Origin of the sequence: Acidithiobacillus ferrooxidans ATCC 23270 (assembly GCF_000021485.1) — a bacterium.
Taxonomy (GTDB): domain Bacteria; phylum Pseudomonadota; class Gammaproteobacteria; order Acidithiobacillales; family Acidithiobacillaceae; genus Acidithiobacillus; species Acidithiobacillus ferrooxidans.
Map to the genome: position 1 here is coordinate 311,758 of NC_011761.1, position 20,743 is coordinate 332,500.

At 61.8% G+C, this 20,743-nt stretch carries 19 protein-coding genes and 1 pseudogene (1 of these 20 cut by a window edge); 14 read left to right on the plus strand and 6 right to left on the minus strand.

What is annotated here, in order from left to right; translation table 11 throughout:
• Positions 1-5 precede the first annotated feature (5 nt).
• Together AFE_RS01720 and AFE_RS01725 are read left to right on the plus strand one after the other, a co-directional pair.
• Positions 6-554, plus strand: coding sequence for a hypoxanthine-guanine phosphoribosyltransferase (locus AFE_RS01720; protein WP_180830472.1), 549 nt, complete (start codon positions 6-8; stop codon positions 552-554).
• Positions 554-1,366, plus strand: a complete 813-nt coding sequence (locus tag AFE_RS01725) for an S-methyl-5'-thioinosine phosphorylase (protein WP_012536109.1) — start codon at positions 554-556, stop codon at positions 1,364-1,366. The genes AFE_RS01720 and AFE_RS01725 overlap by 1 nt, the downstream gene beginning before the upstream one ends.
• Positions 1,367-1,388: 22 nt before the next feature.
• Here the strand turns inward: AFE_RS01725 and gorA are convergent, their stop codons facing one another.
• The 4 genes from gorA to mfd form a co-directional block, all read right to left on the minus strand.
• Positions 1,389-2,738 carry a glutathione-disulfide reductase gene (gene gorA, locus AFE_RS01730; protein ID WP_012536110.1) on the minus strand — a complete coding sequence of 450 codons (1,350 nt, stop codon included), beginning with the start codon at positions 2,736-2,738 and terminating at the stop codon, positions 1,389-1,391.
• Between the two features lie 89 nt (positions 2,739-2,827).
• Positions 2,828-3,571, minus strand: coding sequence for a glutathione peroxidase (locus AFE_RS16980; RefSeq protein ID WP_009566864.1), 744 nt, complete (start codon positions 3,569-3,571; stop codon positions 2,828-2,830).
• A 135-nt stretch (positions 3,572-3,706) separates the two neighbouring features.
• Positions 3,707-4,825, minus strand: a complete 1,119-nt coding sequence (gene serB, locus AFE_RS01740; protein WP_012536111.1) for a phosphoserine phosphatase SerB — start codon at positions 4,823-4,825, stop codon at positions 3,707-3,709.
• Positions 4,822-8,271 carry a transcription-repair coupling factor gene (gene mfd / locus AFE_RS01745; RefSeq protein WP_012606545.1) on the minus strand — a complete coding sequence of 1,150 codons (3,450 nt, stop codon included), beginning with the start codon at positions 8,269-8,271 and terminating at the stop codon, positions 4,822-4,824. Before mfd ends, serB begins: the two co-directional genes overlap by 4 nt.
• Before the next feature lie 151 nt (positions 8,272-8,422).
• Between mfd and ispD the strand changes: the two genes are divergently transcribed.
• From ispD to AFE_RS01765, 4 genes are all read left to right on the plus strand, one after another.
• The gene (gene ispD, locus AFE_RS01750; protein ID WP_012536113.1) at positions 8,423-9,136 is read left to right on the plus strand and encodes a 2-C-methyl-D-erythritol 4-phosphate cytidylyltransferase; all 714 of its coding nucleotides are present in this window, start codon (positions 8,423-8,425) and stop codon (positions 9,134-9,136) included.
• A gap of 4 nt (positions 9,137-9,140) precedes the next feature.
• Positions 9,141-9,620: a 2-C-methyl-D-erythritol 2,4-cyclodiphosphate synthase gene (gene ispF / locus AFE_RS01755; RefSeq protein ID WP_009569795.1), complete on the plus strand. Its 480-nt coding sequence runs from the start codon at positions 9,141-9,143 to the stop codon at positions 9,618-9,620.
• Positions 9,613-10,701, plus strand: a complete 1,089-nt coding sequence (truD, locus tag AFE_RS01760; RefSeq protein ID WP_009569794.1) for a tRNA pseudouridine(13) synthase TruD — start codon at positions 9,613-9,615, stop codon at positions 10,699-10,701. Before ispF ends, truD begins: the two co-directional genes overlap by 8 nt.
• 75 nt (positions 10,702-10,776) lie before the next feature.
• Positions 10,777-11,253 (plus strand): heavy metal-responsive transcriptional regulator, encoded by a 477-nt coding sequence (locus tag AFE_RS01765; protein ID WP_012536114.1) that lies wholly within the window; start codon positions 10,777-10,779, stop codon positions 11,251-11,253.
• 67 nt (positions 11,254-11,320) lie between these two features.
• On the opposite strand, the gene AFE_RS01770 is transcribed toward AFE_RS01765, so the two are convergent.
• Together AFE_RS01770 and trxB are read right to left on the minus strand one after the other, a co-directional pair.
• Positions 11,321-11,899 carry a Smr/MutS family protein gene (locus tag AFE_RS01770; RefSeq protein WP_012536115.1) on the minus strand — a complete coding sequence of 193 codons (579 nt, stop codon included), beginning with the start codon at positions 11,897-11,899 and terminating at the stop codon, positions 11,321-11,323.
• A gap of 3 nt (positions 11,900-11,902) precedes the next feature.
• Positions 11,903-12,874, minus strand: coding sequence for a thioredoxin-disulfide reductase (trxB, locus tag AFE_RS01775; protein ID WP_009566072.1), 972 nt, complete (start codon positions 12,872-12,874; stop codon positions 11,903-11,905).
• Positions 12,875-13,240: 366 nt separating this feature from the next.
• Between trxB and AFE_RS16985 the strand changes: the two are divergent.
• The 8 genes and pseudogenes from AFE_RS16985 to AFE_RS01810 form a co-directional block, all read left to right on the plus strand.
• Positions 13,241-13,642 (plus strand): annotated as a pseudogene (locus AFE_RS16985) (DNA translocase FtsK 4TM domain-containing protein); the annotation flags it as partial.
• Between the two features lie 98 nt (positions 13,643-13,740).
• On the plus strand, positions 13,741-15,438 hold the full coding sequence (locus AFE_RS16650) for a DNA translocase FtsK (protein WP_278415965.1): 1,698 nt from the start codon (positions 13,741-13,743) through the stop codon (positions 15,436-15,438).
• Positions 15,410-16,102: an outer membrane lipoprotein chaperone LolA gene (gene lolA / locus AFE_RS01785; protein WP_009566070.1), complete on the plus strand. Its 693-nt coding sequence runs from the start codon at positions 15,410-15,412 to the stop codon at positions 16,100-16,102. The genes AFE_RS16650 and lolA overlap by 29 nt, the downstream gene beginning before the upstream one ends.
• 18 nt (positions 16,103-16,120) lie before the next feature.
• Positions 16,121-17,191 carry an OmpP1/FadL family transporter gene (locus tag AFE_RS01790; protein ID WP_009566069.1) on the plus strand — a complete coding sequence of 357 codons (1,071 nt, stop codon included), beginning with the start codon at positions 16,121-16,123 and terminating at the stop codon, positions 17,189-17,191.
• A 27-nt stretch (positions 17,192-17,218) separates the two neighbouring features.
• Positions 17,219-18,547 (plus strand): replication-associated recombination protein A, encoded by a 1,329-nt coding sequence (locus tag AFE_RS01795; RefSeq protein ID WP_012536116.1) that lies wholly within the window; start codon positions 17,219-17,221, stop codon positions 18,545-18,547.
• Complete coding sequence (gene serS / locus AFE_RS01800; RefSeq protein ID WP_009566960.1) at positions 18,540-19,805, plus strand: serine--tRNA ligase; 1,266 nt, start codon at positions 18,540-18,542, stop codon at positions 19,803-19,805. Before AFE_RS01795 ends, serS begins: the two co-directional genes overlap by 8 nt.
• Before the next feature lie 3 nt (positions 19,806-19,808).
• Positions 19,809-20,042 (plus strand): Rho-binding antiterminator, encoded by a 234-nt coding sequence (locus tag AFE_RS01805; RefSeq protein WP_009566961.1) that lies wholly within the window; start codon positions 19,809-19,811, stop codon positions 20,040-20,042.
• A protein-coding gene (locus tag AFE_RS01810) for a L,D-transpeptidase family protein (protein WP_009566962.1) crosses the window boundary here: on the plus strand, positions 20,039-20,743 show its 5' portion. 339 nt of this gene lie beyond the right edge of the window; 705 of the gene's 1,044 nt are visible here — the first part of the coding sequence; the start codon lies at positions 20,039-20,041; its stop codon lies off the right edge, out of view. Before AFE_RS01805 ends, AFE_RS01810 begins: the two co-directional genes overlap by 4 nt.

Sequence of the window (20,743 nt, forward strand, 5' to 3'; positions counted from 1 at the left end):
CCATTATGACACCTACCCATTTAGGGCCCGCTGAGCATCTGTTCAGCGCGGAAGAGGTGGAGACGGCCATCCAGCGGATGGCCGTTGCCATTAATGAAGAGATGGAACATCTGACGCCGCATCGTCCGGTGGTATTGCTTTGCGTGCTGACGGGTGCCGTCGTGGTGGTCGGCCAGTTGATGCCGCACCTGCGTTTTCCCCTGGTGCTTGATTGTGTACAAGTCGGTCGCTATGGTGCCGAAACCAATGGTGGTGTCTTGCAGTGGCGCATGCGCCCCAAGGAATCACTGGCAGGTGCGGTGGTTTTGCTGGTGGACGACATCCTTGACGAGGGCGTGACCCTGCAAGCTTTGCAGGAATATTGCGTGGTGGAGGGCGCTGCCGCCGTTCATACGGCGGTGATGGTGCGAAAAACCCGTTCCCGCGCGATCGAGGTACGAGTGGACTATGTGGGGTTGGAAGTGCCGGATCGTTTTGTGTTTGGGTACGGGCTGGATGCCCGCGGCCTGGGGCGGAATGCACCGGGTATTTTTGTTTTGCCGGAGGACGGCTGATGGGTGTGGCGGGCATTATCGGTGGCAGTGGCCTGACCGGGCTCAAAAATTTGCAAATTCGTCACCGCCGGGTAATCCGTACGCCCTTTGGGGAGACATCTGGCCCCTTGACCTTTGGTCAACTGGGTGGGCAGGAAGTCGTTTTCATCGCGCGCCACGGCTATGGCCATACCATTCCCCCGCACCGGGTCAATTATCGCGCCAACGTCTGGGCGCTTCATCATGTCGGGGTGACGCATGTCGTGGCGGTGGCGGCGGTGGGCGGAATCACGGCAGCCATGCGGCCAGGCGTTCTCTGTCTGCCTGATCAACTGATCGATTATACCAGCGGGCGTCCCAGCACCTTCTTTGAAGGCGGCGAGAGCATGGTGGTACATATCGACTTTTCCGAGCCCTATTGTCAACCGCTACGTGAGCGCCTGCTGCAGGCGGCAGGATCTGCGGACATCGTCGTTATCGACGGTGGCACTTATGCGGCCACCCAGGGGCCACGCCTGGAAACCATTGCTGAAATCCGCCGTATCGAAAGGGATGGTGGCGATGTGGTGGGGATGACCGGGGCTCCAGAAGCGGTATTGGCGCGGGAAATCGGCCTGTGCTACGCGCCCCTGTCGCTGGTGGTAAATCCGGCGGCGGGCAAGTCGGCGGAGCCCATTACCATGGAGGCCATCGACATGGTAATGCATGAGGGGATGGAAAAGGTGCGAAAAGTGCTGGGGAATGTCGTACCGCTGCTTGCGGATTGCCCGCAGTGCGGTTGTGGCACAGCGGTGGGACCGGAAGCTCTCCGGCAGTTGCATAGCAAGAAGTAAGCTGCGGCTTTGCTCCGGCCCTTCAGCGCATGGTGACGAATTCCTCGGCGCTGGTGGGGTGGATGGCAATGGTGTCGTCAAGGTCCTGTTTCGTCGCCCCCATGCGCAGCGCTACCGCAAAGCCTTGGAGCATTTCATCCACACCGTCGCCGATGGCGTGCAGACCGACGACCTTTTCCTCCCGGCCCACCGTGACCAGCTTCATCGCCGTTTTTTCCGGTTCTGCCGCAAAAGCGCGGAACATCGGGGTGAAGGTCGTCTGGTAGACCTTGACCGCCTCTTCTCCATATTGCTCCTTGGCGACTGCCTCACTGAGGCCGACCGTCGCGATGGGGGGATGACTGAAGATCACCGTGGGTACCACGAGGGTGTCGAGATGCCGCTCCGTCTGGTTGCCGAAGATGCGGTCGGCGAGACGGCGCCCGGCGGCGATGGCTACCGGGGTGAGGGCTGGGCCCGCAGTGACATCGCCGACCGCGTAGACACCCGGTGCATCGGTGTTCTGAAACGCATCCACGGGGATGAAACCCTGCGGGTCGGCAGTAATGTTTGCGAACTCCAGACCAAGGTCGGCGCTGTTGGGACGACGGCCGATAGCCCAGATGACGGCATCCAGCCCTCCGAGGCAGTCGCCATCGTGAAAATGCAGGCATAAGCCATCGGCGCGTTTTTCCAGTTCCCGGACCTCGCGCTGGGCGAGGAGGCTGATGCCTTGGCGGAGCATGGCGTCCATCAGGCTCTCGCGCAGCATCGGATCGAAATCATTGAGGAAATGCCTGCGGCGCATGACCAGGGAAACGTCACTGCCGAGAGCGTGGAGTACCCCGGCGAGCTCCACGGCGATATAACCGGCGCCCACCACGGCAACACAGCGGGGCCTCGATTCCAGCGCGAAGAATCCGTCCGAGGTGATGCCCAGTTCTGCACCAGGAATGTCGGGCCAGACCGGATGCCCCCCGGTGGCGATCAGGATGTGTGCGGCTTCCAGGGTGCTGTCGCCGACATGGATTCGATGCGCGCCGGAAAAACGGGCATGTCCGCGGATCAGGGAGACGCCGTTACCATCCAGGCCTTGGGCATAGCGGTCATTGAGTCGCCCGATGTAGGTGTCACGCTGCTGCTTCAGGTGTTCCCAGTGGAAGCGCGGTTCTATGGTATCGAAGCCATATTCTCCTGCCATCTTCATTTGCCCGGCAAGGTGGGCGGCATTCCAGTAGATTTTTTTGGGGACGCAGCCTGCATTCACACAGGTGCCGCCCAATGGACCGGCGGCGACCAGCGCGGTGACTGCCCCGTAACGGGCGGCGCGGTTGGCCATGGCAATGCCGCCGCTGCCTCCACCAATGACGATGAGATCGTAGGATTGTGTCATGATAGCTCCCTTTTTTCGGGGTTGAACGAGGCAAGAAGGACGTCATCCCCGGCATACTGCTGGAGATGACCATCCGAAGGGATGTGCCCTTATTTCCCGTGGAAATATTTCTCCAGGTCGTCTGCGCCGCCGATGTGTCTGCCGCCGATAAAGATCTGCGGCACGGTCGAACGTCCGCTCACCGCGCGAATTGTCCGTGAACTGACGCCGGTACCCATACCTGTCTTGATCTCTTCAAAGGCTATGCCGTGCTCCTTCAACATTGCTTTGGCGCGGGCACAATGTGGGCAGCCTTCGCGGGTAAAGATGGTGACGAATTCGGGATCGCGTGCCTCCGGGTTGATATAGTGGAGCATGGTATCGGCGTCAGAGACCTCGAAGGGATCGCCGGGTTTGTCGGGTTCGATGAACATTTTCTCGATGATGCCGTTCTTCACCAGCATGGAGTAACGCCAGGAACGCTTGCCGAACCCAAGTTCGCTCTTGTCCACCAGCATGCCCATGCCTTCCGTGAATTCGCCATTGCCATCGGGAATCAGGTGGATGTTTTCGACAGCCAGTTCCTTGGCCCAGGCGTCCATGACAAAGGCGTCATTCACGGACATGCAAAGGATGTCATCTACGCCATTTTCGCGAAAGGTCGGCGCAAGTTCATTGTAGCGCGGCAGATGGCTGGAGGAACAAGTGGGGGTATAGGCGCCGGGCAGGGAGAACACGATCACGGTCTTGCCCTGGAAAAGTTCGTCGGTGCTGACGTCACGCCACTGATTATCATCGCGGGTGCGGAACACGGCCTGGGGAACACCTTGGCCTTCTATGCTGGTCAGTTTCATCTCAGTCTCCTGTTTATGCTGCAGTTGCGGCACCATTGCCGATGTGCACCAGATTGTTCTGTGCTGCACATGGGCTGATAATAGAATAAGTCTAAAATAATATCAAGTATTAAAATGTTGGTCGAGGTGCGCGGTTCAGGCGGTGCTCCAGCCGAGATAGGCGGCGGCGGTATCGAGACCGCCGTAGCGAATCTGAAAATCCGCCTGGGCGCGGACGACCGCTTTGGCGTGGTAGGCAATGCCTATGCCGGCTTTGCGGATCATGGGCAGATCGTTGGCACCGTCGCCGATGGCGATGCAATGACCGGCGTCGGTGCCCAGGCCGATGGCCAGCAGGTCGAGGATGTCGGCTTTGGCGGTCGCATCGACGATATCTCCGAGAACCTGGCCGGTGATTTGCCCATGGATGATTTCCAGGGTGTTGGCGAAGGCGTAGTCGAGGTCCAGTGCTTCCTGCAGGTGGCGGGTAAACTGGGTGAAGCCTCCGGATACGACACCGACCTCGACGCCCTGGGACTTGGCCGCGGCTACCAGTTCCCGGGCGCCGGGACTGAGCTGCAGTCGTTCGCGGATGATGGTGTCGATACTGCTTGCCGGAGTGCCGGCCAGCAGGCGCACCCGTTCGCGCAGGGAGGTCTGGAAATCCAGCTCGCCCGCCATGGAGCGTTCGGTGATGGCGGCGACCTGCCGTCTGAGACCGAGGTGTTCGGCCAATTCATCAATGCACTCGATGCTGATCAGCGTAGAATCCATATCGGTCAGCAGCAGGCGGAAATGCCCCTTGTCCCACAGTGGGGAAACAGCAACATCCAGCGTGATCCCCTCCAGGGCTTCGATGAGGCGGTGATTCACGGCGCTCAGAGGGCCGCGGGAACCGTGTAGGATCAGGGCCAGATCGTCGCCCTGGCAGTGGAGTACGCGGCCCGGCATAAGATTTTGCAGGTGAAGGGTGGTCAGTGCGCGGCGCAGCGCCTCGGGCCGCGCCGCTCCATGCAGCACCAGACGTACAGCGCTCTCGGCGCTGCTCATGGGAGCCCAGATCACCTCCCGCTCCTGGTGCAGGGCCTGGCGCGAGAGTTCGTCGAGGAAAGGGGCGATTTCACCGACGGTGACGGGCATATCCCAGCTTTGCAGCCAGCAACCCCATACCTCCTGGTGACTTTCCACTTCCGCCACCAGTTGGCCCATACTGGCCGGCAGACTCATGGGCCCGCGGGCGGCGGGGCTGAGAATGGCAAGGCGGGTACTGCTCATGGTTGAATCCTCAGTTGGTCGATGAGTTGCAGCAATTCCTGACAGCGCGCTTCGCCGTCGGGCAGGTCGCGGCGGATGCGCAGGCGGTGCTCGCCATCCAGTTGGTAGATGCTGTGAGGTTGCTGGATGAGCCGGATGATTTTGTCGGGGGCCACCTGGTTTTCGGCGGCGAATTGCAGGCGGGCACCGGCGGGGCCGGCATCGATCTGTTCAATGCCGGTCTGGATAGCGACAAGACGCAACCGGGTCTGACAGAGCAGGGTGCGGGCCGGCGCCGGAATGGGTCCGAAGCGGTCGATCATCTCCACCATGATCTCACCGATGGCGGTGTCACTGCGCACATCGCTGAGGCGCTTGTATAGTTGCAGGCGCAAATGCACGTCGGGCAGGTAGTCGTCGGGGATGAGCGCCGGTGTGTTGAGATGGATCTCGGGACCGCTCGTGCGTTGTTCTTCCAGACTGCGGGGATCCCGCCCGGCACGGATGGCTTCCACGGCATCGTCCAGCCATTCCATGAAGAGGGTGAACCCCACCTCATCCATGTGCCCGCTCTGCTCTTCGCCGAGCAACTCGCCAGCACCGCGGATTTCCAGATCGTGGCTGGCCAGGGCAAAGCCGACGCCCAGATCTTCCAGGGACTGGATGGCGTCGAGGCGGCGCCGGGCATCGTCGCTCATGGCCCGAAGGTCCGGGGTGAACAGGTAGGCGTAGGCGCGTTGATGGGAACGACCAACCCGGCCGCGCAACTGATGGAGCTGGGCCAGACCAAATTTATCGGCGCGGTTGATGAGGATGGTGTTGGCATGGGGGTTGTCGATCCCCGACTCGATGATGGTGGTGCAGAGGAGGATGTCGAAGCGCTGATGGTAAAAATCCAGCATCACCGCTTCCAGTTCGCCCTCGGGCATCTGGCCATGGGCCACGCGCAGGCGCGCTTCCGGCAGCAGGCGGCGCAGTGTGGCCGCCATGCGCTCGATGTCGCGTACCTCATTATGCAGAAAATATACCTGACCGCCGCGATGCAGCTCGCGCTGGCAGGCTTCGATCACCGTCGCATCATCCCAGATTTGCACAAAGGTGCGTACCGGCTGGCGGCGCTGGGGTGGCGTGGCGATGATGGATAAGTCACGCAGGCCGGCCAGCGAGAGATTGAGAGTGCGGGGGATCGGCGTTGCGGTCAGGGTGAGGATATCCACCTCGGCGCGCAGGGCCTTGATCCGCTCCTTCTGGCGTACCCCGAAGCGATGCTCCTCATCCAGAATCAGCAGCCCCAGGTCGTGGAAGGCGACATCCTTTTGCAGCAGGCGGTGGGTGCCGATCAGGATATCCACCTCCCCTACGGACACTGCCGTGAGCACTTGCTTGTGCGTTTTGGCATTCTGGAAACGGGAGAGCACTTCCACCCGCAGGGGCAGCCCGGCGCAGCGGTTCCGGAAATTCTCGTAATGCTGCTGGGCGAGCAGGGTGGTGGGGACCAGTACGGCCACCTGCGCACCACTGTGCGCCGCCAGAAAAGCCGCACGGAGCGCCACCTCGGTTTTGCCGAAGCCGACATCGCCGCAGACCAGGCGGTCCATGGGGTGGGGGCTGGTCATATCGGCAATGACGGCGTCAATGGCCTGCTGCTGATCCGGGGTTTCCTCAAAGGGAAAGCGGGACACGAATTCCCAATAGGCGTCATCCGGTTCGGGGAAAGCCCGACCGGTGCGCGCCGCGCGACGAGCATAGATGTCCAGCAGTTCGCTGGCGGCATCGACGGCCTTTTGCCGCGCCTTGGCCTTGACTTTTTCCCAGTGATTGCTGCCGAGGCGGGAGAGCACCGGTTCCGTCGCACCATTACCCACGTAGCGGGCGATACGATCCAGATGATCCGCCGGGACGTAGACGAGATCGCCGTTGGCGTACTCCAGGACCACATATTCATTGATGTCTCCCTGGGAGGCAAAGGGCGTAGCCATGCCCTGAAAACGGCCGATGCCGTATTCCTCATGGGTAACGGCATCACCCGGCTGTAACTCGCCGAGATCGCGGACCAAGCCTTCAATGCTGCGCTGTCGGGCGTTGGCACTACGCCGCTGGGCAAAGACGCGATCACCAAAAATCTGCGCCTCGGAGACCAGCGCCAGTCTGACCAGGCCATTTTCCTTGATGAGCAGGCCGCGTTCCAGGGGTGCTACGGTGATGGCGATCCGTTCCGTACCGGCCAGGAACTCCGGCCAGTCATGCACCCGGCTGGGGAGCAGTCCGCTCTTGCCAAGCCGTTCCGACAGGGCTTCCTGACGGCCGGGTGATTCAGCGGCGAGGATGACCCGGCCCGTGGTCGGCAGATGGCGAAGAAAAGTATCCAGTGAGGCTAGTGGCGCTTCCGGGCTGCCATGAAGATCGGGGAGGGGAGCGGTCGGCAGACGCTCCGCATCGCCCTCCTGTTGCCCATATACCCGCGCCCGACCGCGCAGGACATCTTCCCATTCACTGGGGGGGAGGAGCAGTTCATCAGGCGGCAGTATGGGATGCACCGTGTCGTGGCTCCGTTCCTCATAGCGCTCCTGCCAGTCCTGACGAATGTGCCGGGCGGATGCTTCCAGACCGGGCGGGAGAAAGACGACGCCGTCTACGGGAAAGTGCATCAGCAGGTGGCTGCACTCCGGAAAGAAGAGCGGAAGATAATGCTCGGCGCCTTGGGGCGCCTGTCCCCGGCTGGCCGCCCGGTATATCTCGGCGCGTTGCGGGTCACCGCTGAACCGGGCGCGGAAGCGGCTGCGAAATTCCTGTAGCGCGGCGGTGTCCACCGGCACTTCCCGCGCCGGGAGCAGAGAGACCCCCTCGACCTTTTGCAGGGTACGCTGGGTTTCCGGATCAAAGGCACGGATGCTTTCCACGACCCTATCGAAGAGCTCGATGCGATAGGGCAGGGGGCTACCGCTGGGAAAGAGATCGATGATTCCACCACGCCAGGCCAATTCGCCGGCCTCAGAGACTTCACTGACGTTGCGGTAGCCGGCGTCGATCAGGCGCTGGCGAAAACCTTCCGGACTCAGGTGGTCGCCCACGGCTAGGACAAAAGCGTGCTGGTCGAGGAAACTGCGCGGTGGCAGGCGTTGCAGGACGGCGGACAGGGGGGCGAGACAAACGCCACGCCATTCCGGCAAGGTGGCAAGGGTAGCCAGTCGGGTGGCCGTGGCATCTGCCGGCGGCGCCAAGCGGTCATAGGGAAGGATTTCGCGGTCCGGGAAAACCAGCGGCGCGGGCAAGTCCGGTGCGAAAAAACGCCACTCGCGCTGCCATTCCTCCACGTCGCGGGCGTTCGGCAGCAGAATCAGTAGCGGGCGCTGCCACTGCCGCGTCATCTGCGCTGCCAGCCAGCTATCCGCAGCACCGTAAATTTGACTAAATGCGCGTGCCGCCCCGGCGCGCGGCGGGGTGCCGAGAGAAAGACTTCGATCCAAGAATATCTGATCTTATGTGAGGGCCCTGAAGGCCCCTAGTGTAAAGGGGCGCCATGGAAACTGCAAAACGGGACGCGGCTTTCTTGCGTCCTCCCTCAAGACTGCGGATACTTCGCGCTGGTGGCTTGGGTCCAGAAGATTGGGGGTGCATATGGAGCGCGTCTGGGTGGTGATCCCGGCGGGAGGGCGGGGACAGCGCTTTGGCGCGGCGCAGGCCAAGCAGTACGTTCTGCTGCGCGACCGTCCCGTCATTGCCCACACCCTGGCGGCCTTCCTTGGGGAACCGCGAATTGCCGGCATTCAGCTGGTTCTGCCGGGCGAGGATATTGCCACCGGCGCCTGGCGGGAATTGCTGGGACCCATGCCGGCGCCGCTCCTGCCCCCGGTGGTCGGGGGCGGCCTGCGTGCCGATTCGGTGCGCCTTGGTCTGGAGGCGCTGCTGCGACAGGGCGCGGTGCCGTCCGATTGGGTGCTGGTGCATGACGCCGCCCGGCCCTGTCTGCGTCGCGAAGATCTCCTGAGGCTACTGGAAAGTCTTGCGAACGCACCCCAGGGCGCGCTGCTTGCCGTGCCCGTTGCCGACACCCTCAAGCGGGGTGAGGATGGATGCTCTTCAGGTACCGTGGATCGGGAAGGATTGTGGCGCGCCCTGACTCCGCAGGCGTTCCCTCTCGGGGCGCTGCTGGCGGCCTTGGAAGCCGCGCGTGCGGGGAACCGGCAAATCACCGATGAGGCGTCGGCGATGGAGGCGCAAGGCTGGCGTCCCCGCCTGATCCCGGGACACGGCGATAACATCAAGGTAACCCTCAGTGATGATCTCATGCTCGCCGCCGCGATTCTCGCGGCGCGTAGTGAAGAAGGATAATCTCATGCAAATGCGTATTGGTCACGGCTTTGACGTACATGCGTTGGTGCCGGGAAGGGCTCTGATCCTCGGTGGCGTGTCGGTACCCTATGAACGCGGTCTTGCCGGCCACTCCGATGCTGACGTGCTCCTTCACTCCATCTGTGATGCCCTGCTGGGGGCGGCTGCCCTGGGCGACATCGGACGTCATTTCCCCGATACCGACGCCCGTTTCGAAGGTGCGGATTCGCGGCTCCTGCTCCGACATTGTCGTCAGTTGGTCCAGGGGAAAGGTTTTTCGGTAGGCAACGTGGATGCGACCATCGTCTGTCAGCGTCCTAAATTGGCAGATCATATTCCGCAGATGCGCGCCCATATTGCTGCTGACCTCGCTGTGGAGCTCGATGCGGTCAACATCAAAGCGACCACCACGGAGCAATTGGGCTATACCGGTCGGGGTGAAGGCATTGCCGCCCACGCCGTCGTGCTGATTCAGCATGTCTGAAAGTCTGCCGCGCATCTATCCCGCAGAGAGCGGTCTGCTTGGCGCCGAAATGAGGCAGTCTCCAGAAGACTTTCAGGTCACGGAACTGCTGCCTTTTGCCCCATCCGGTTTGGGCGCCCATCACTGGCTGGTAGTGGAGAAGCGCGGCCTCAATACTCAGGATGTGGCCAATCGTCTGGCGCGTTGTGCCGGGGTGGCGGTCCGGGATGTGGGTTTTGCCGGTCTCAAGGATCGTCAAGCCGTTACCCGGCAGAGTTTTACGGTGCCGGCCACGGCGGGTAGCAACCCGGATTGGGGCAGTCTGGAAGACGACAGTCTGCACCTTCTACAGGTCGGCCGCCATGACCGTAAATTGCGTCGGGGCGTGTTACGTGGCAACCACTTTCAACTCACCTTGCGCGCCACCACGGGAGCACACAGTCTCTGGGACGCCCGCCTGCAAATTCTCCGGAAACGAGGATTCCCCAACTATTTCGGTGCCCAGCGCTTCGGGCACCGAAATTTGCAAGAGGCCGCGCGACTGTTATCCGGACAGCCGATGCGAGTAGACCGCCATCGGCGCGGCCTGCTCTGGTCCGCGGCCCGCTCCGCCCTGTTCAATCTGGTCCTCGCCGAGCGGGTGCGGCAAGCCAACTGGACGGAGATTCTGCCGGGTGAAGTCGTGCAACTGGCGGGCTCGCACAGCATTTTTCTGGCGGAGGACGATGATCTCGCGGATTTGCAGGCGCGCGCCACCGACTGGGACCTGCACCCCACCGGCCCTTTGCCGGGTCGTGGCGGGTTGGCGCCGACCCTGGTTGCCGCCGCGCTGGAGACCTCGGCCCTGGGCGCGGGGCCCGTCATCGCCGGTACGACAGACGATGGCCTCCATTGGGCACGTCGTCTTGCAGAACAAGGGCTGGATGCCGCGCGGCGCCCCTTGCGCGCGCGTCCGGAAAACCTCAGCGGTCGCTGGGAGGATGCACAGACTCTGATTCTGAGTTTTTTCCTCCCTGCGGGCGTATTCGCGACGAGTTGTGTGGAAGGCCTTTTGGGGAGGGAAATGGCGGAAGCGCAAAGCCTTGACCTTTGTGTTGACTAGAGGCCTTGCAACGGACACCATAGTTCGGGACGGTATGCACTCTTCCAATGGCACCATATAACGAGGAGGATGATTATGGAAGCTCCGGTAACCATCGGCCGTTTGGCGCGTGAAGCAGGGCTTGCCGCAGAGACCTTGCGTTACTATGAGCGGATCGGGCTCATTCGGCCTGTGCAGCGGACCCCGTCCAACTATCGGCTCTATGACGGTGAAGCCGAAGCGCGGCTGCGTTTTATCCGGCGTGCCCAGAATCTTGGCTTTTCCCTGGCAGAAGTGAAAGAACTGCTGGATATCAGCGGCAGTGCGGAGAACGACATGGGCGAGATCAAAGCGCTCACCGTGCAGAAACTTGCCGAGATCGATCGCAAGATCGCCGATTTGCAAAGAATGCGCACGGTCCTTGCGCAACAGGTCGACTGCTGCCCCGGCCATGGCCGGGTGGCTGATTGCCCGATTCTCGCGTCTCTGGCCGATGCAGAAAACGCCTTGCCTGTCGGGGAGCGTTGGGGGCGGCGGGATACCCGGATACCCTGCAACGCGGCGCTGGGCTGAGGGCGGGGTACCGAAACTGTTCAATGTTGCGGCCCCGGTTAAAGGCCCGATCTATGGTCGGGCTTGCCTATTCGCGACGGGGCCAGCCCAGTAGAACGCGCAATGCGCCGCCGCCGCCCTCTTCTGGGCGCGCCTGAGCAAATGCCAGCACTTCCTGATGACGCATCAACCAGCCACCCACCAGCCTTTTCAGGACAGGAATGCGGCCGGGGGATCCCAGACCTTTCCCGTGGATGATGCAAACGCAGGTCCAGCGCCGCTGTCGCGCTTCCCGCAAAAATGCTGAAAGTTCAGCTCGGCCTTCCTCCACGGTGCAGCCGTGCAGGTCGAGCCGCTCCTGAATCCGGAACCGACCCCGGCGCAAGTCCCGCAGCAGCGCCGGAGACAGCCCGGGCCGTAAATAAAGCCACCCGTCTCCGGATTCCAGAATTTCGTCGCTGTGCAGACCACCGTCCAGCGCTTCAAGAACCGCCAACTCGTCCTGATGCCGCTGTATCGGCAAGGGCGGTGGCGGCGCTGGACGTGGGGGAGGGGGTGGGGCTGGCAGAGGTCGGACATCCGCTACCGCTTGCAGAAAGCAAGCGGTGTCGTCCACCCCGGTCACTCGCTTTTGTTCCTCCGGCTGATCCGGCCGCCGCCGCCCCATGGTTCAGCCCTCTTGTTGCTGCTCCAGCCAACGCTCCGCGTCCAGCGCCGCCATACAGCCGGTTCCTGCGCTGGTTACCGCCTGACGATATACATAATCCTGAACATCTCCGGCAGCAAACACCCCCTCGATACTGGTCGCCGTGGCCATGCCATCACGGCCACCCCGGGTAACCAGATAACCCCCCTCGTCCATCTTCAGTTGTCCCTTAAAGATTCCGGTGTTGGGTTGATGGCCGATGGCAATGAATACACCCATCAGCGCGAGATCCTGGGTGCTGCCGTTTTCTACATGCTGAATGCGCAGGCCGGTAACTCCGGAAGCATCGCCCAGCACTTCCGCCACGGAATGATCCCAGATAACGGTGACATTTTCCTTGGCCATGAGCTTGTCTTGCAGGATTTTCTCCGCCCGGAACCTGTTGCGACGATGGATCACGGTGACATGCTTGGCAATGTTGCTGAGATATAATGCTTCCTCTACCGCCGTATTGCCGCCACCGACCACGGCGACCGCCTGCCCGCGATAGAAAAATCCGTCGCAGGTCGCACAGGCGGAAACACCCTTGCCGCGAAACTTGTCTTCGCTGGGCAAACCCAGGTATTTGGCAGATGCGCCGGTGGCGAGAATCAGCGCATCGCAGGTATAGCAATGCTGATCCCCACTGAGGCGAAAAGGGCGCTGACGGAGATCGGCGGTATGAATATGGTCGAACAGAATCTCGGTATCGAAACGGCGCGCCTGCTTTTCCAGTCCCTGCATGAGTTCCGGGCCCATGATGCCGTCTGCGGCACCCGGCCAGTTATCCACCTCCGTGGTCGTCATCAGTTGGCCGCCGGGTTCCATGCCCTGCACCAGTATCGGACTCAGGTTGGCGCGGGCAGCATAGATTGCCGCCGTATAACCACCGGGACCGGAGCCCAGGATAAGCAAGCGGCAATGTTTTTCATCGATGACACTTTTCGGATCGCTCATGGGCACCTCGTTGCCTGTAAAGAAACGGTACCGCGCCGGCCCGCTGCATGGCGGAACCGGCGCGGGCCAGCGGAGAACTTCTGGAGAAAGTCTAGCATCATTCCCGCACCCCTGTCCCTCCCGGGCAGCGATCGGATATGGAGCCGCGCGCAGTGAAGTGGCCTGATCCGATCCATTGGAAACGCCTAACAACTGCGTTGATTTGCCTTTTCTTTCCCGCATCTCCTTGACACCCGCGCAGGGGTCGTTTAGCGTGCCGACATGAGCTCTGCTGCCCGTAATGCGTCCCGAGGCTCCCGGCCTGCCCCCGCAAAGCCGGGCCAGCCGTCGCGCGCCAAACCATGGCGCCGCGAGGCGCTACTGCTGATGCTGATCGGCGTCACGGCGTTCGTGGCGATATCCTTGATCAGCTTTCACCCCGCCGACCCGAGCTGGTTCAACAGCGGAAAGGGTGGCCCCGCCCATAACTGGGGCGGCCAAACCGGTGCCTATATCGCTGATTTTCTGGTGCAGGTCTTTGGTGTGGTCGCATGGCTCCTGCCCGTGGCGTTGGGCGCATGGGTCTGGCAGCTATGGCGATACTGGTTTCATCAGCATCCGGGGCGCCGGGCGGCGCCCTTGGGCGCTGTCGCCATGATGCTGGGTCTGAGCAGTTTCCTGGCGCTGACCTGGCCGACGGGCTGGTGGCCCATTGCCGGTGCGGGAGCGGGTGGTATCCTGGGACAGGAAGCCGGCGCCCTTGCCCGGCCGTTCATCGGTGTGGGTGGTAGTGCCTTGCTGTTTCTTGGGCTGTTTGGTCTCGGCGTGTTTTTGCTCACCGGTATGGCCGGCGCAATGGTGCGCGGGCCCATACCCTGTATGCGGCCTTGCCCAGATCCCACCTGCGCTGGCCGCTGCGACGTCAGATTCCGGCCCGGGCGGCCCCTGCGTCCATCACCACGCTGGCGCCCGCTGCGCCAAAGGTATCCCCGCCCGCGGCACCCAGCTTCTTTTCTACCAAAAAGCGCGGGCCAGGTTCGGTGCATGCCGCCGTTAAAAGCAGTCGGCAGTTGCCGTTGCTGGCTCCGGTTGGGCCGCCGCGTGCCGATGGCCTCCCCGATCTGGGCCTGCTCGATCCACCCGATGCGGCAGATCCTGGTTCTCAACTGCAGCCCGAAGCGTTGCAGCAGCAGTCGCGTATGTTGGAAGAAAAGCTCGCCGACTTCGGGGTACAGGCGACCGTGGTGGCGGCCCATCCTGGACCGGTGATTACCCGTTTTGAAATAGAACCGGCGCCGGGAGTCAAGGTCAGCCAGATTGCGGGCCTCAGCAAAGATCTTTCGCGCGTGCTGGCGGCACGGGTGCGTGTGGTGGAAGCCATTCCCGGTAAGGCCACCATGGGCATCGAGGTGCCAAACCCCCACCGGCGCACGGTGCGCCTCTCCGAGGTGCTTTCCAGTCACGGCTTCACCCAGAGCAAAAGTCTGCTGACGCTGGCATTGGGTCAGGATATCGGGGGGCAGCCGGTGTCCGCCGATCTGGCCAGAATGCCCCACCTGCTGGTAGCCGGGACCACCGGCGCCGGCAAGTCTGTGGGTGTCAATGCCATGATTCTCAGCATACTGTTCAAAGCGACTGCCGAGGATGTACGCCTGATCATGGTGGATCCCAAGATGCTGGAGCTATCCATCTATGAGGGCATCCCTCACCTGCTCGCGCCGGTGGTGACGGACATGAAAGAGGCCGCCAATGCCCTGCGCTGGTGCGTGGCGGAGATGGAACGGCGCTATAAGCTCATGGCTTTTGCCGGAGTGCGCAATCTGGCCGGATATAATCAGAAGGTCCGGGAAGCGGCGGCTTCGGGACATCCCCTGCCGGGCCCGGATAAGGATATGGACGGCGAACCCGTGGCCTTGAGCGTGCTGCCCGCTATCGTGGTGATCATCGACGAGTTCGCGGATCTGATGATGGTGGTCGGCAAACAGGTGGAAACCCTGATCACCCGCCTGGCCCAGAAAGCGCGTGCGGCTGGTCTGCACCTGATCATGGCGACCCAGCGTCCTTCGGTGGATGTGATCACTGGCCTGATCAAGGCCAACGTCCCCACCCGCATTGCCTTTCAGGTTTCGTCGCGTATCGACTCGCGCACCATTCTTGACCAGATGGGCGCGGAAACCTTGCTCGGCCAGGGCGACATGCTCTACCTGCCTCCCGGCTCCGGTTATCCGTTGCGGGTGCATGGGGCCTTTGTCAGCGACGACGAAGTCCATCGTGTGGTAGAGTCCCTGCGCCAACTGGGCGCGCCCCAATACGACGAGCGTATTTTACAGGGTAGTGAAGGTGGCGATGGGGAAAGCATGGACGGGGAGGGTAGTGAAGATGCCGATCCGCTCTATGATCAGGCGGTGGCCATTGTCACCAGCAGTCGCAAGGCGAGTATCTCTTACGTGCAGCGGCAACTCAAGGTGGGCTATAATCGGGCCGCCCGCATGATCGAAGAGATGGAGCGGGCTGGTGTGGTCGGTCCCTTGCAAAGTAACGGGAGCAGAGAAATCTATGCAGCAGCACCCCCTGGTCGTGACTGACCGTTTGCGCCTCAGGCGCGACCCATCACGGGCTTCGGGCCTGGCTCGCTGGTTTCTGGTGCCGCTGCTGATTTTGGGCGGTATCCAGCTCGCGGCTGCCGCCACGGGTCTGGCGATGTTGCAGGATTTTTTCCAGAAAACCCACACCATCACGGCCCAGTTCCGTCAGGAAGTAGCCAACCATGACGGCCGGATCGTCAAGCGTACCAGTGGCAAGCTGTGGATTTCCCGCCCCGGCAAATTCCGCTGGGACTACGACGGCCGTAACGGGCAAACCATCGTGTCCAACGGTGAGAAGGTCTGGCTTTATGAACCGGCTCTGGAACAGGCCACGGTGCAGCCCCTCGGCAAAGCTATCGGGTCCACCCCTGCGGCGCTGATCGCGGGTAACGATGACCTTGGCCGGCGCTTCAGGATTACAGACCTGGGCGAAAAAGACGGACTCCGCTGGCTGCTGTTGCATCCCAAAACGGGGCAGGATCAGGGCTTCACCGCGTTGCGCCTGGGCTTTGATGCACAGGGCGCGCTGCGCGAGATGCGCATGGAAGACGCTTTCCAGCAACAGACCGTCCTCCGCTTTGAGCATATCAGGATCAATCACCCCATTTCGGCGCAGGAGTTTCAGTTCACCCCGCCTGCCGGCGTAGATGTTCTCTCTCAATAATATTTCCTGGAGTACTGCATGTTGGCTTTGAAGACCCGCCTCGTCCTCGTTACCCTCGGTCTGTTAGTGGCTGCGCAGTCCCATGCCGCGGGTTTTGCCGCGCCGACCTCCGTGGTGGGGCTTTCGGAAGCCGGCGCCACGGTGGCCGACGGCGGACCCGTCAGCAGTTTTGCCGACAATCCCGCAGATATGGTCTTCTTTCCGGGTACCCGGGTGGGTCTGGATATTCTCGCAACGCGCCCAGCTTACAAGGTGGATAACGGCAGTAGCAGCATCGATGCGAGCAGCAATCTGCAGATTCTGCCCGATCTCTTTGTGACCCATCGTTTCAATGATCTGCCACTGGCGGTGGGTCTCGGCATCACTTCACCCTACAGCATCAACGCCACTTGGCCCGCCGGGACCTTTCCCGGACAATCTTCGCTAAAAAATGACCTGCGGATCATTGATGTGAATCCGGGGGTTGCCTATCTGCTGCTCCCCAACCTGAGCGTTGGAGTGGGTCTGGATTATTACCAGGCGCTGAGTGCAACCTTTGGCCCGAATTCGGGCACCGGCGGAGGCGTCGGCGGTAACGTCGGGCTTTTCTACACCACCGAGCGCTTCAATGCGGGACTCAGTTATCGCTCCGCGGCCAGCGTTTCGTCGGGCGGCGGCAGCATTGACCTCCCCAGTCGCGTACAGGCCGGTGTCCGCTACCGATTTACCCCACGCTTTGCGAGCGAACTGGATGTGGACTGGAATGACTGGAGCAATGCCCGGTTACCTGGCTATGGCAGCCTCGGCTGGAAGTCTGCCTTGGCCTATCGCCTCGGGCTCAGCTATCATCTGAATCAGAATCTGGAGCTCCGCGGTGGCCTCGCCCATGAGGGCAGCCCCGGCAACAGCTCGAGTTTTGATGCGGCGGTGCCGGGAACCAGCAGCAATCTGGCCTCCTTCGGGCTGGGTATCGGTCTGGGCGCATGGCATTACGACATAGGTGCCTCCTATGCCCTCTCCGGCAACACGACGTCTTATTACCCCGGCTTTGCAGGCACGTATAAAGCCAGTATCTTCAACTTCGGTGCCGCAATTTCCCGGGATTTTTGACGGACAACCTGTCTCCGGAAGATTCTTATGGCAGCATCGTCCACCGACCCTCGTCCCTTGGCGGCGCGGATGCGCCCGCAGACGCTGGACGCTTACGCCGGGCAGCGCCATCTGCTCGGCAAGGAAGGCCCGCTGCAGGCCATGGTGCAGGCCGGGCATCTGCACTCCATGATCCTCTGGGGCCCGCCAGGCAGTGGCAAAACCACCCTGGCGCAACTCCTGGCCCACACCGCCGGCCGCCACTTTCAGATTTTGTCTGCCGTCAACAGCGGAGTGCGCGAGATCCGCGCCGCCGTCAGTAGCGCCGAGGCCGCCCAGTCCCTGGGGCAGGGCACGGTCCTCTTCATCGATGAAATCCATCGCTTCAACAAAAGCCAGCAGGATGCCTTGCTACCCTATGTGGAAGAAGGCGTCGTGACTCTCATCGGCGCAACGACGGAAAACCCCAGTTTCGCCTTGGTCAATGCCCTGCTGTCCCGGGCGCGGGTTTACGTCCTCAAGGCCCTGACCGAAGAAGAACTCGGCGCCGTCCTCGATCATACCCTTGCCGACAGGGTGCTCGGTCTGGGGGCACTGGCGATAGAGATGTCCCCGGAAGTACGCAAGGGCTTGTTGACCGCCGCCGACGGCGACGCGCGCCGTCTCCTCAACCTGCTCGACCTCGCGGTACAACTGGCACCGGCACGGGAGGGTAAAACACAGATCACCGCCGGGATCGTCGCCGCAGCCAGCGGTCACTCCTGGCGACGCTTCGACCAAGGGGGGGAAGCCTTTTACGACGAAATTTCCGCTTTTCACAAGTCCCTGCGCGGTTCCGACCCCGACGCGGCCCTCTACTGGCTGGCGCGGATGCTCGACGGCGGCGCCGACCCCCTTTACCTTGCCCGTCGTCTGGTACGCATGGCTTCCGAAGATGTTGGCCTTGCCGACCCACGGGCTTTAGAAATGGCCCTCGCCGCCAAGGACGCCTACGCCTTTCTTGGTTCGCCCGAGGGGGAGCTGGCTCTGGCGCAGGCTACGGTCTATCTCGCCAGTTGTCCCAAAAGTAACCGCGTATACGACGCATGGAATGCCGTGCGTGCCGTCGTCAAAGGCGGCGGGAGTGCAGAAGTGCCTCTCCACCTGCGCAACGCGCCCACCGCGCTGCTCAAAACACTGGATTACGGCCGGGAATATCAATACGATCACGACTATCCTGATGCCATTGCTCCGGAACAGTCTTATCTGCCCCCCGGTCTGCCCCAGGCCCATTTTTATGACCCCAGCGACCGCGGTCTGGAAACCCGCATTCAGGAGCGTTTGCGCTGGATAAACGCTCATCGTCAACCTGACCGGGAGAAAAAACCCCATGCTTGATCCCAGCTTGCTGCGCAGCTCCCCGGAAACCGTAGCTGCCGGCCTCGCTCGCCGCCACTTCACCCTCGATGTGGCTGCCCTGAATGCCCTCGATCAGCAGCGCAAAGCCCTGCAAATTCAGCTGGAACAGCTTCGCAACGCCCGCAATGAAGCTTCCAGACAGATCGGTCAGGCGCGCCGTCAGGGGCTCGATACCGGTGCGATGCAGGCCGCGGCAGCATCGAACGGCGAGGAGATCAAGACCCTGGAGCAATCACTGGAACGTACCCTTGCCGAATGGGATACGCTGACCATCGGTCTGCCCAACATCCCGCAGGATTCGGTGCCCGACGGCCGCGATGAAGCGGATAACGTAGTCCTGCGTCACTGGGGCTCGCCCAGCACCTTTGCTTTTCCGCCCCGCGACCACGTCGAACTGGGCGAGGCCCTGGGTATCATCGATTTTGCGGCGGGCGCACGCCTTGCCGGCACCCGTTTTGTGGTATTGCGTGGCGCCGGTGCCCGTCTCGAGCGCGCCCTGACGCAATTCATGCTGGATTTGCATACGACGGAACACGGTTACACGGAAATCGCACCGCCTTTTCTCGCCAACGCCGATTCCTTGTATGGTACCGGGCAACTCCCCAAATTCGAAGAAGACCTCTTCGCCTTACGAGACGACCCCTATTACCTGATCCCCACCGCCGAAGTGCCGCTCACCAACCTGTTGCGTGGCGAGATCGTTGCCAGCCTGCCGCAGCGTTTCTGCGCCTACACCCCCTGTTTTCGCCGTGAAGCGGGGGCCTATGGGCGCGATACCCGCGGCATGATCCGCCAGCATCAGTTCGACAAGGTGGAACTGGTGCAGATCGTCCGCCCTGAAGATTCCGCTCAGGCCCACGAAACGCTCACCGCCCATGCCGAAAAGGTCTTGCAACTGCTGGAGCTGCCCTATCGCGTGACGGCTCTCTGCGCCGGCGATCTGGGCTTCAGTGCTGCCAAAACCTATGATCTCGAAGTCTGGCTGCCGGGCCAGAATCAGTACCGAGAAATCAGCTCTTGCAGCAATTTCGAAAGCTTTCAGGCGCGTCGCCTGCAATTGCGCTATCGTGCCGAAGACGGCAAGCCGCAACTCGTCCATACCCTCAATGGCTCCGGACTCGCCGTCGGCCGCACCCTGGTTGCGCTTCTGGAAAACCATCAACAGGCCGATGGCCGTATTCGTATTCCCGCCGCCCTGCGTCCCTACCTCGGCGGGATGACCGTCATTCAGGCGTGACTCGTGCATTCGGCCTACAAACCCATCAGTTGCGAATTGCACAGCGCTTTGGAGCTCGCCGCGATGCGGCGTCGTCCAGCGCGTCTACACATGACGGATGGTTCATGGCAGGACGGCATTATTCTCGACGTCTGGACCGAGCAGGGCAGGGAGTGGTTGTGTCTGCGCCGGCTCGACGGTGACGTCGAAATTGACCTTACTCACATTCAACAAGTCCAGGAAAATACTGCATCATGAAATCTCTTCTTATCCCAAGTCTCCTTGCCGGTTGTGCGATCCTGTTTTCCAGCACTGCCCTTGCCGCAGAGTTTTCCCTGCCCGCACCCGGCAGCAACATGGTCGGCCAGCTTCAGGTGGTCATCGCCAGGCATCAGGATACCCTGCTCGATATCGCCCGCCACTATGATGTCGGCTATAACGAAATCCGTGCGGCCAATCCCGGTGTGGATCCCTGGCTTCCCGGGGCGGGAACCCGGGTGCTGGTGCCCACCCAGTATATTCTTCCCCCCAAGCCCTGGACGGGGATCATCATCAATGTCCCGGAGCGACGCCTGTTTTATTTCCCCCCGGGTCAGAACGTGGTTTACACCTATCCGGTAGGCATTTTCCGCCCAAAATGGCCGAATCCGCTGGGTAGTACCCGCATCATTGCCAAAGTTAAAAACCCCACCTGGACAGTGCCCAAAAATATACAGGAGGAGCACGCCAAAGTGGGAGAACCCATACCTGCGTTCTTCCCCGCCGGTCCTGACAACCCCATGGGTGAACTGGCCCTGGAAACGGGCTGGTCGCAGATTTTCATTCACGGCACCAATAAACCCTGGGGTGTCGGCATGCGGGTGAGTCATGGCTGCTTCCACGTCTATCCCGAAAACGAGGTCCAGCTCTTCAAAATGGTCAAGGTGGGTACACCGGTGACGACCATCGACCAGCCCTAC

What these genes read in the sequence shown, in the direction of transcription:
- AFE_RS01795 (WP_012536116.1), top strand. Translation starts at nt 17,219, where the DNA reads ATGGCAGCATCGTCCACCGACCCTCGTCCCTTGGCGGCGCGGATGCGC.
- AFE_RS01765 (WP_012536114.1), top strand. Translation starts at nt 10,777, where the DNA reads ATGGAAGCTCCGGTAACCATCGGCCGTTTGGCGCGTGAAGCAGGGCTT.
- AFE_RS01720 (WP_180830472.1), top strand. Translation starts at nt 6, where the DNA reads ATGACACCTACCCATTTAGGGCCCGCTGAGCATCTGTTCAGCGCGGAA.
- ispF (WP_009569795.1), top strand. Translation starts at nt 9,141, where the DNA reads ATGCAAATGCGTATTGGTCACGGCTTTGACGTACATGCGTTGGTGCCG.
- lolA (WP_009566070.1), top strand. Translation starts at nt 15,410, where the DNA reads ATGCAGCAGCACCCCCTGGTCGTGACTGACCGTTTGCGCCTCAGGCGC.
- trxB (WP_009566072.1), bottom strand. Translation starts at nt 12,874, where the DNA reads ATGAGCGATCCGAAAAGTGTCATCGATGAAAAACATTGCCGCTTGCTT.
- serS (WP_009566960.1), top strand. Translation starts at nt 18,540, where the DNA reads ATGCTTGATCCCAGCTTGCTGCGCAGCTCCCCGGAAACCGTAGCTGCC.
- ispD (WP_012536113.1), top strand. Translation starts at nt 8,423, where the DNA reads ATGGAGCGCGTCTGGGTGGTGATCCCGGCGGGAGGGCGGGGACAGCGC.
- AFE_RS01725 (WP_012536109.1), top strand. Translation starts at nt 554, where the DNA reads ATGGGTGTGGCGGGCATTATCGGTGGCAGTGGCCTGACCGGGCTCAAA.
- gorA (WP_012536110.1), bottom strand. Translation starts at nt 2,738, where the DNA reads ATGACACAATCCTACGATCTCATCGTCATTGGTGGAGGCAGCGGCGGC.
- serB (WP_012536111.1), bottom strand. Translation starts at nt 4,825, where the DNA reads ATGAGCAGTACCCGCCTTGCCATTCTCAGCCCCGCCGCCCGCGGGCCC.
- AFE_RS01770 (WP_012536115.1), bottom strand. Translation starts at nt 11,899, where the DNA reads ATGGGGCGGCGGCGGCCGGATCAGCCGGAGGAACAAAAGCGAGTGACC.
- truD (WP_009569794.1), top strand. Translation starts at nt 9,613, where the DNA reads ATGTCTGAAAGTCTGCCGCGCATCTATCCCGCAGAGAGCGGTCTGCTT.
- AFE_RS16980 (WP_009566864.1), bottom strand. Translation starts at nt 3,571, where the DNA reads ATGAAACTGACCAGCATAGAAGGCCAAGGTGTTCCCCAGGCCGTGTTC.
- AFE_RS01790 (WP_009566069.1), top strand. Translation starts at nt 16,121, where the DNA reads ATGTTGGCTTTGAAGACCCGCCTCGTCCTCGTTACCCTCGGTCTGTTA.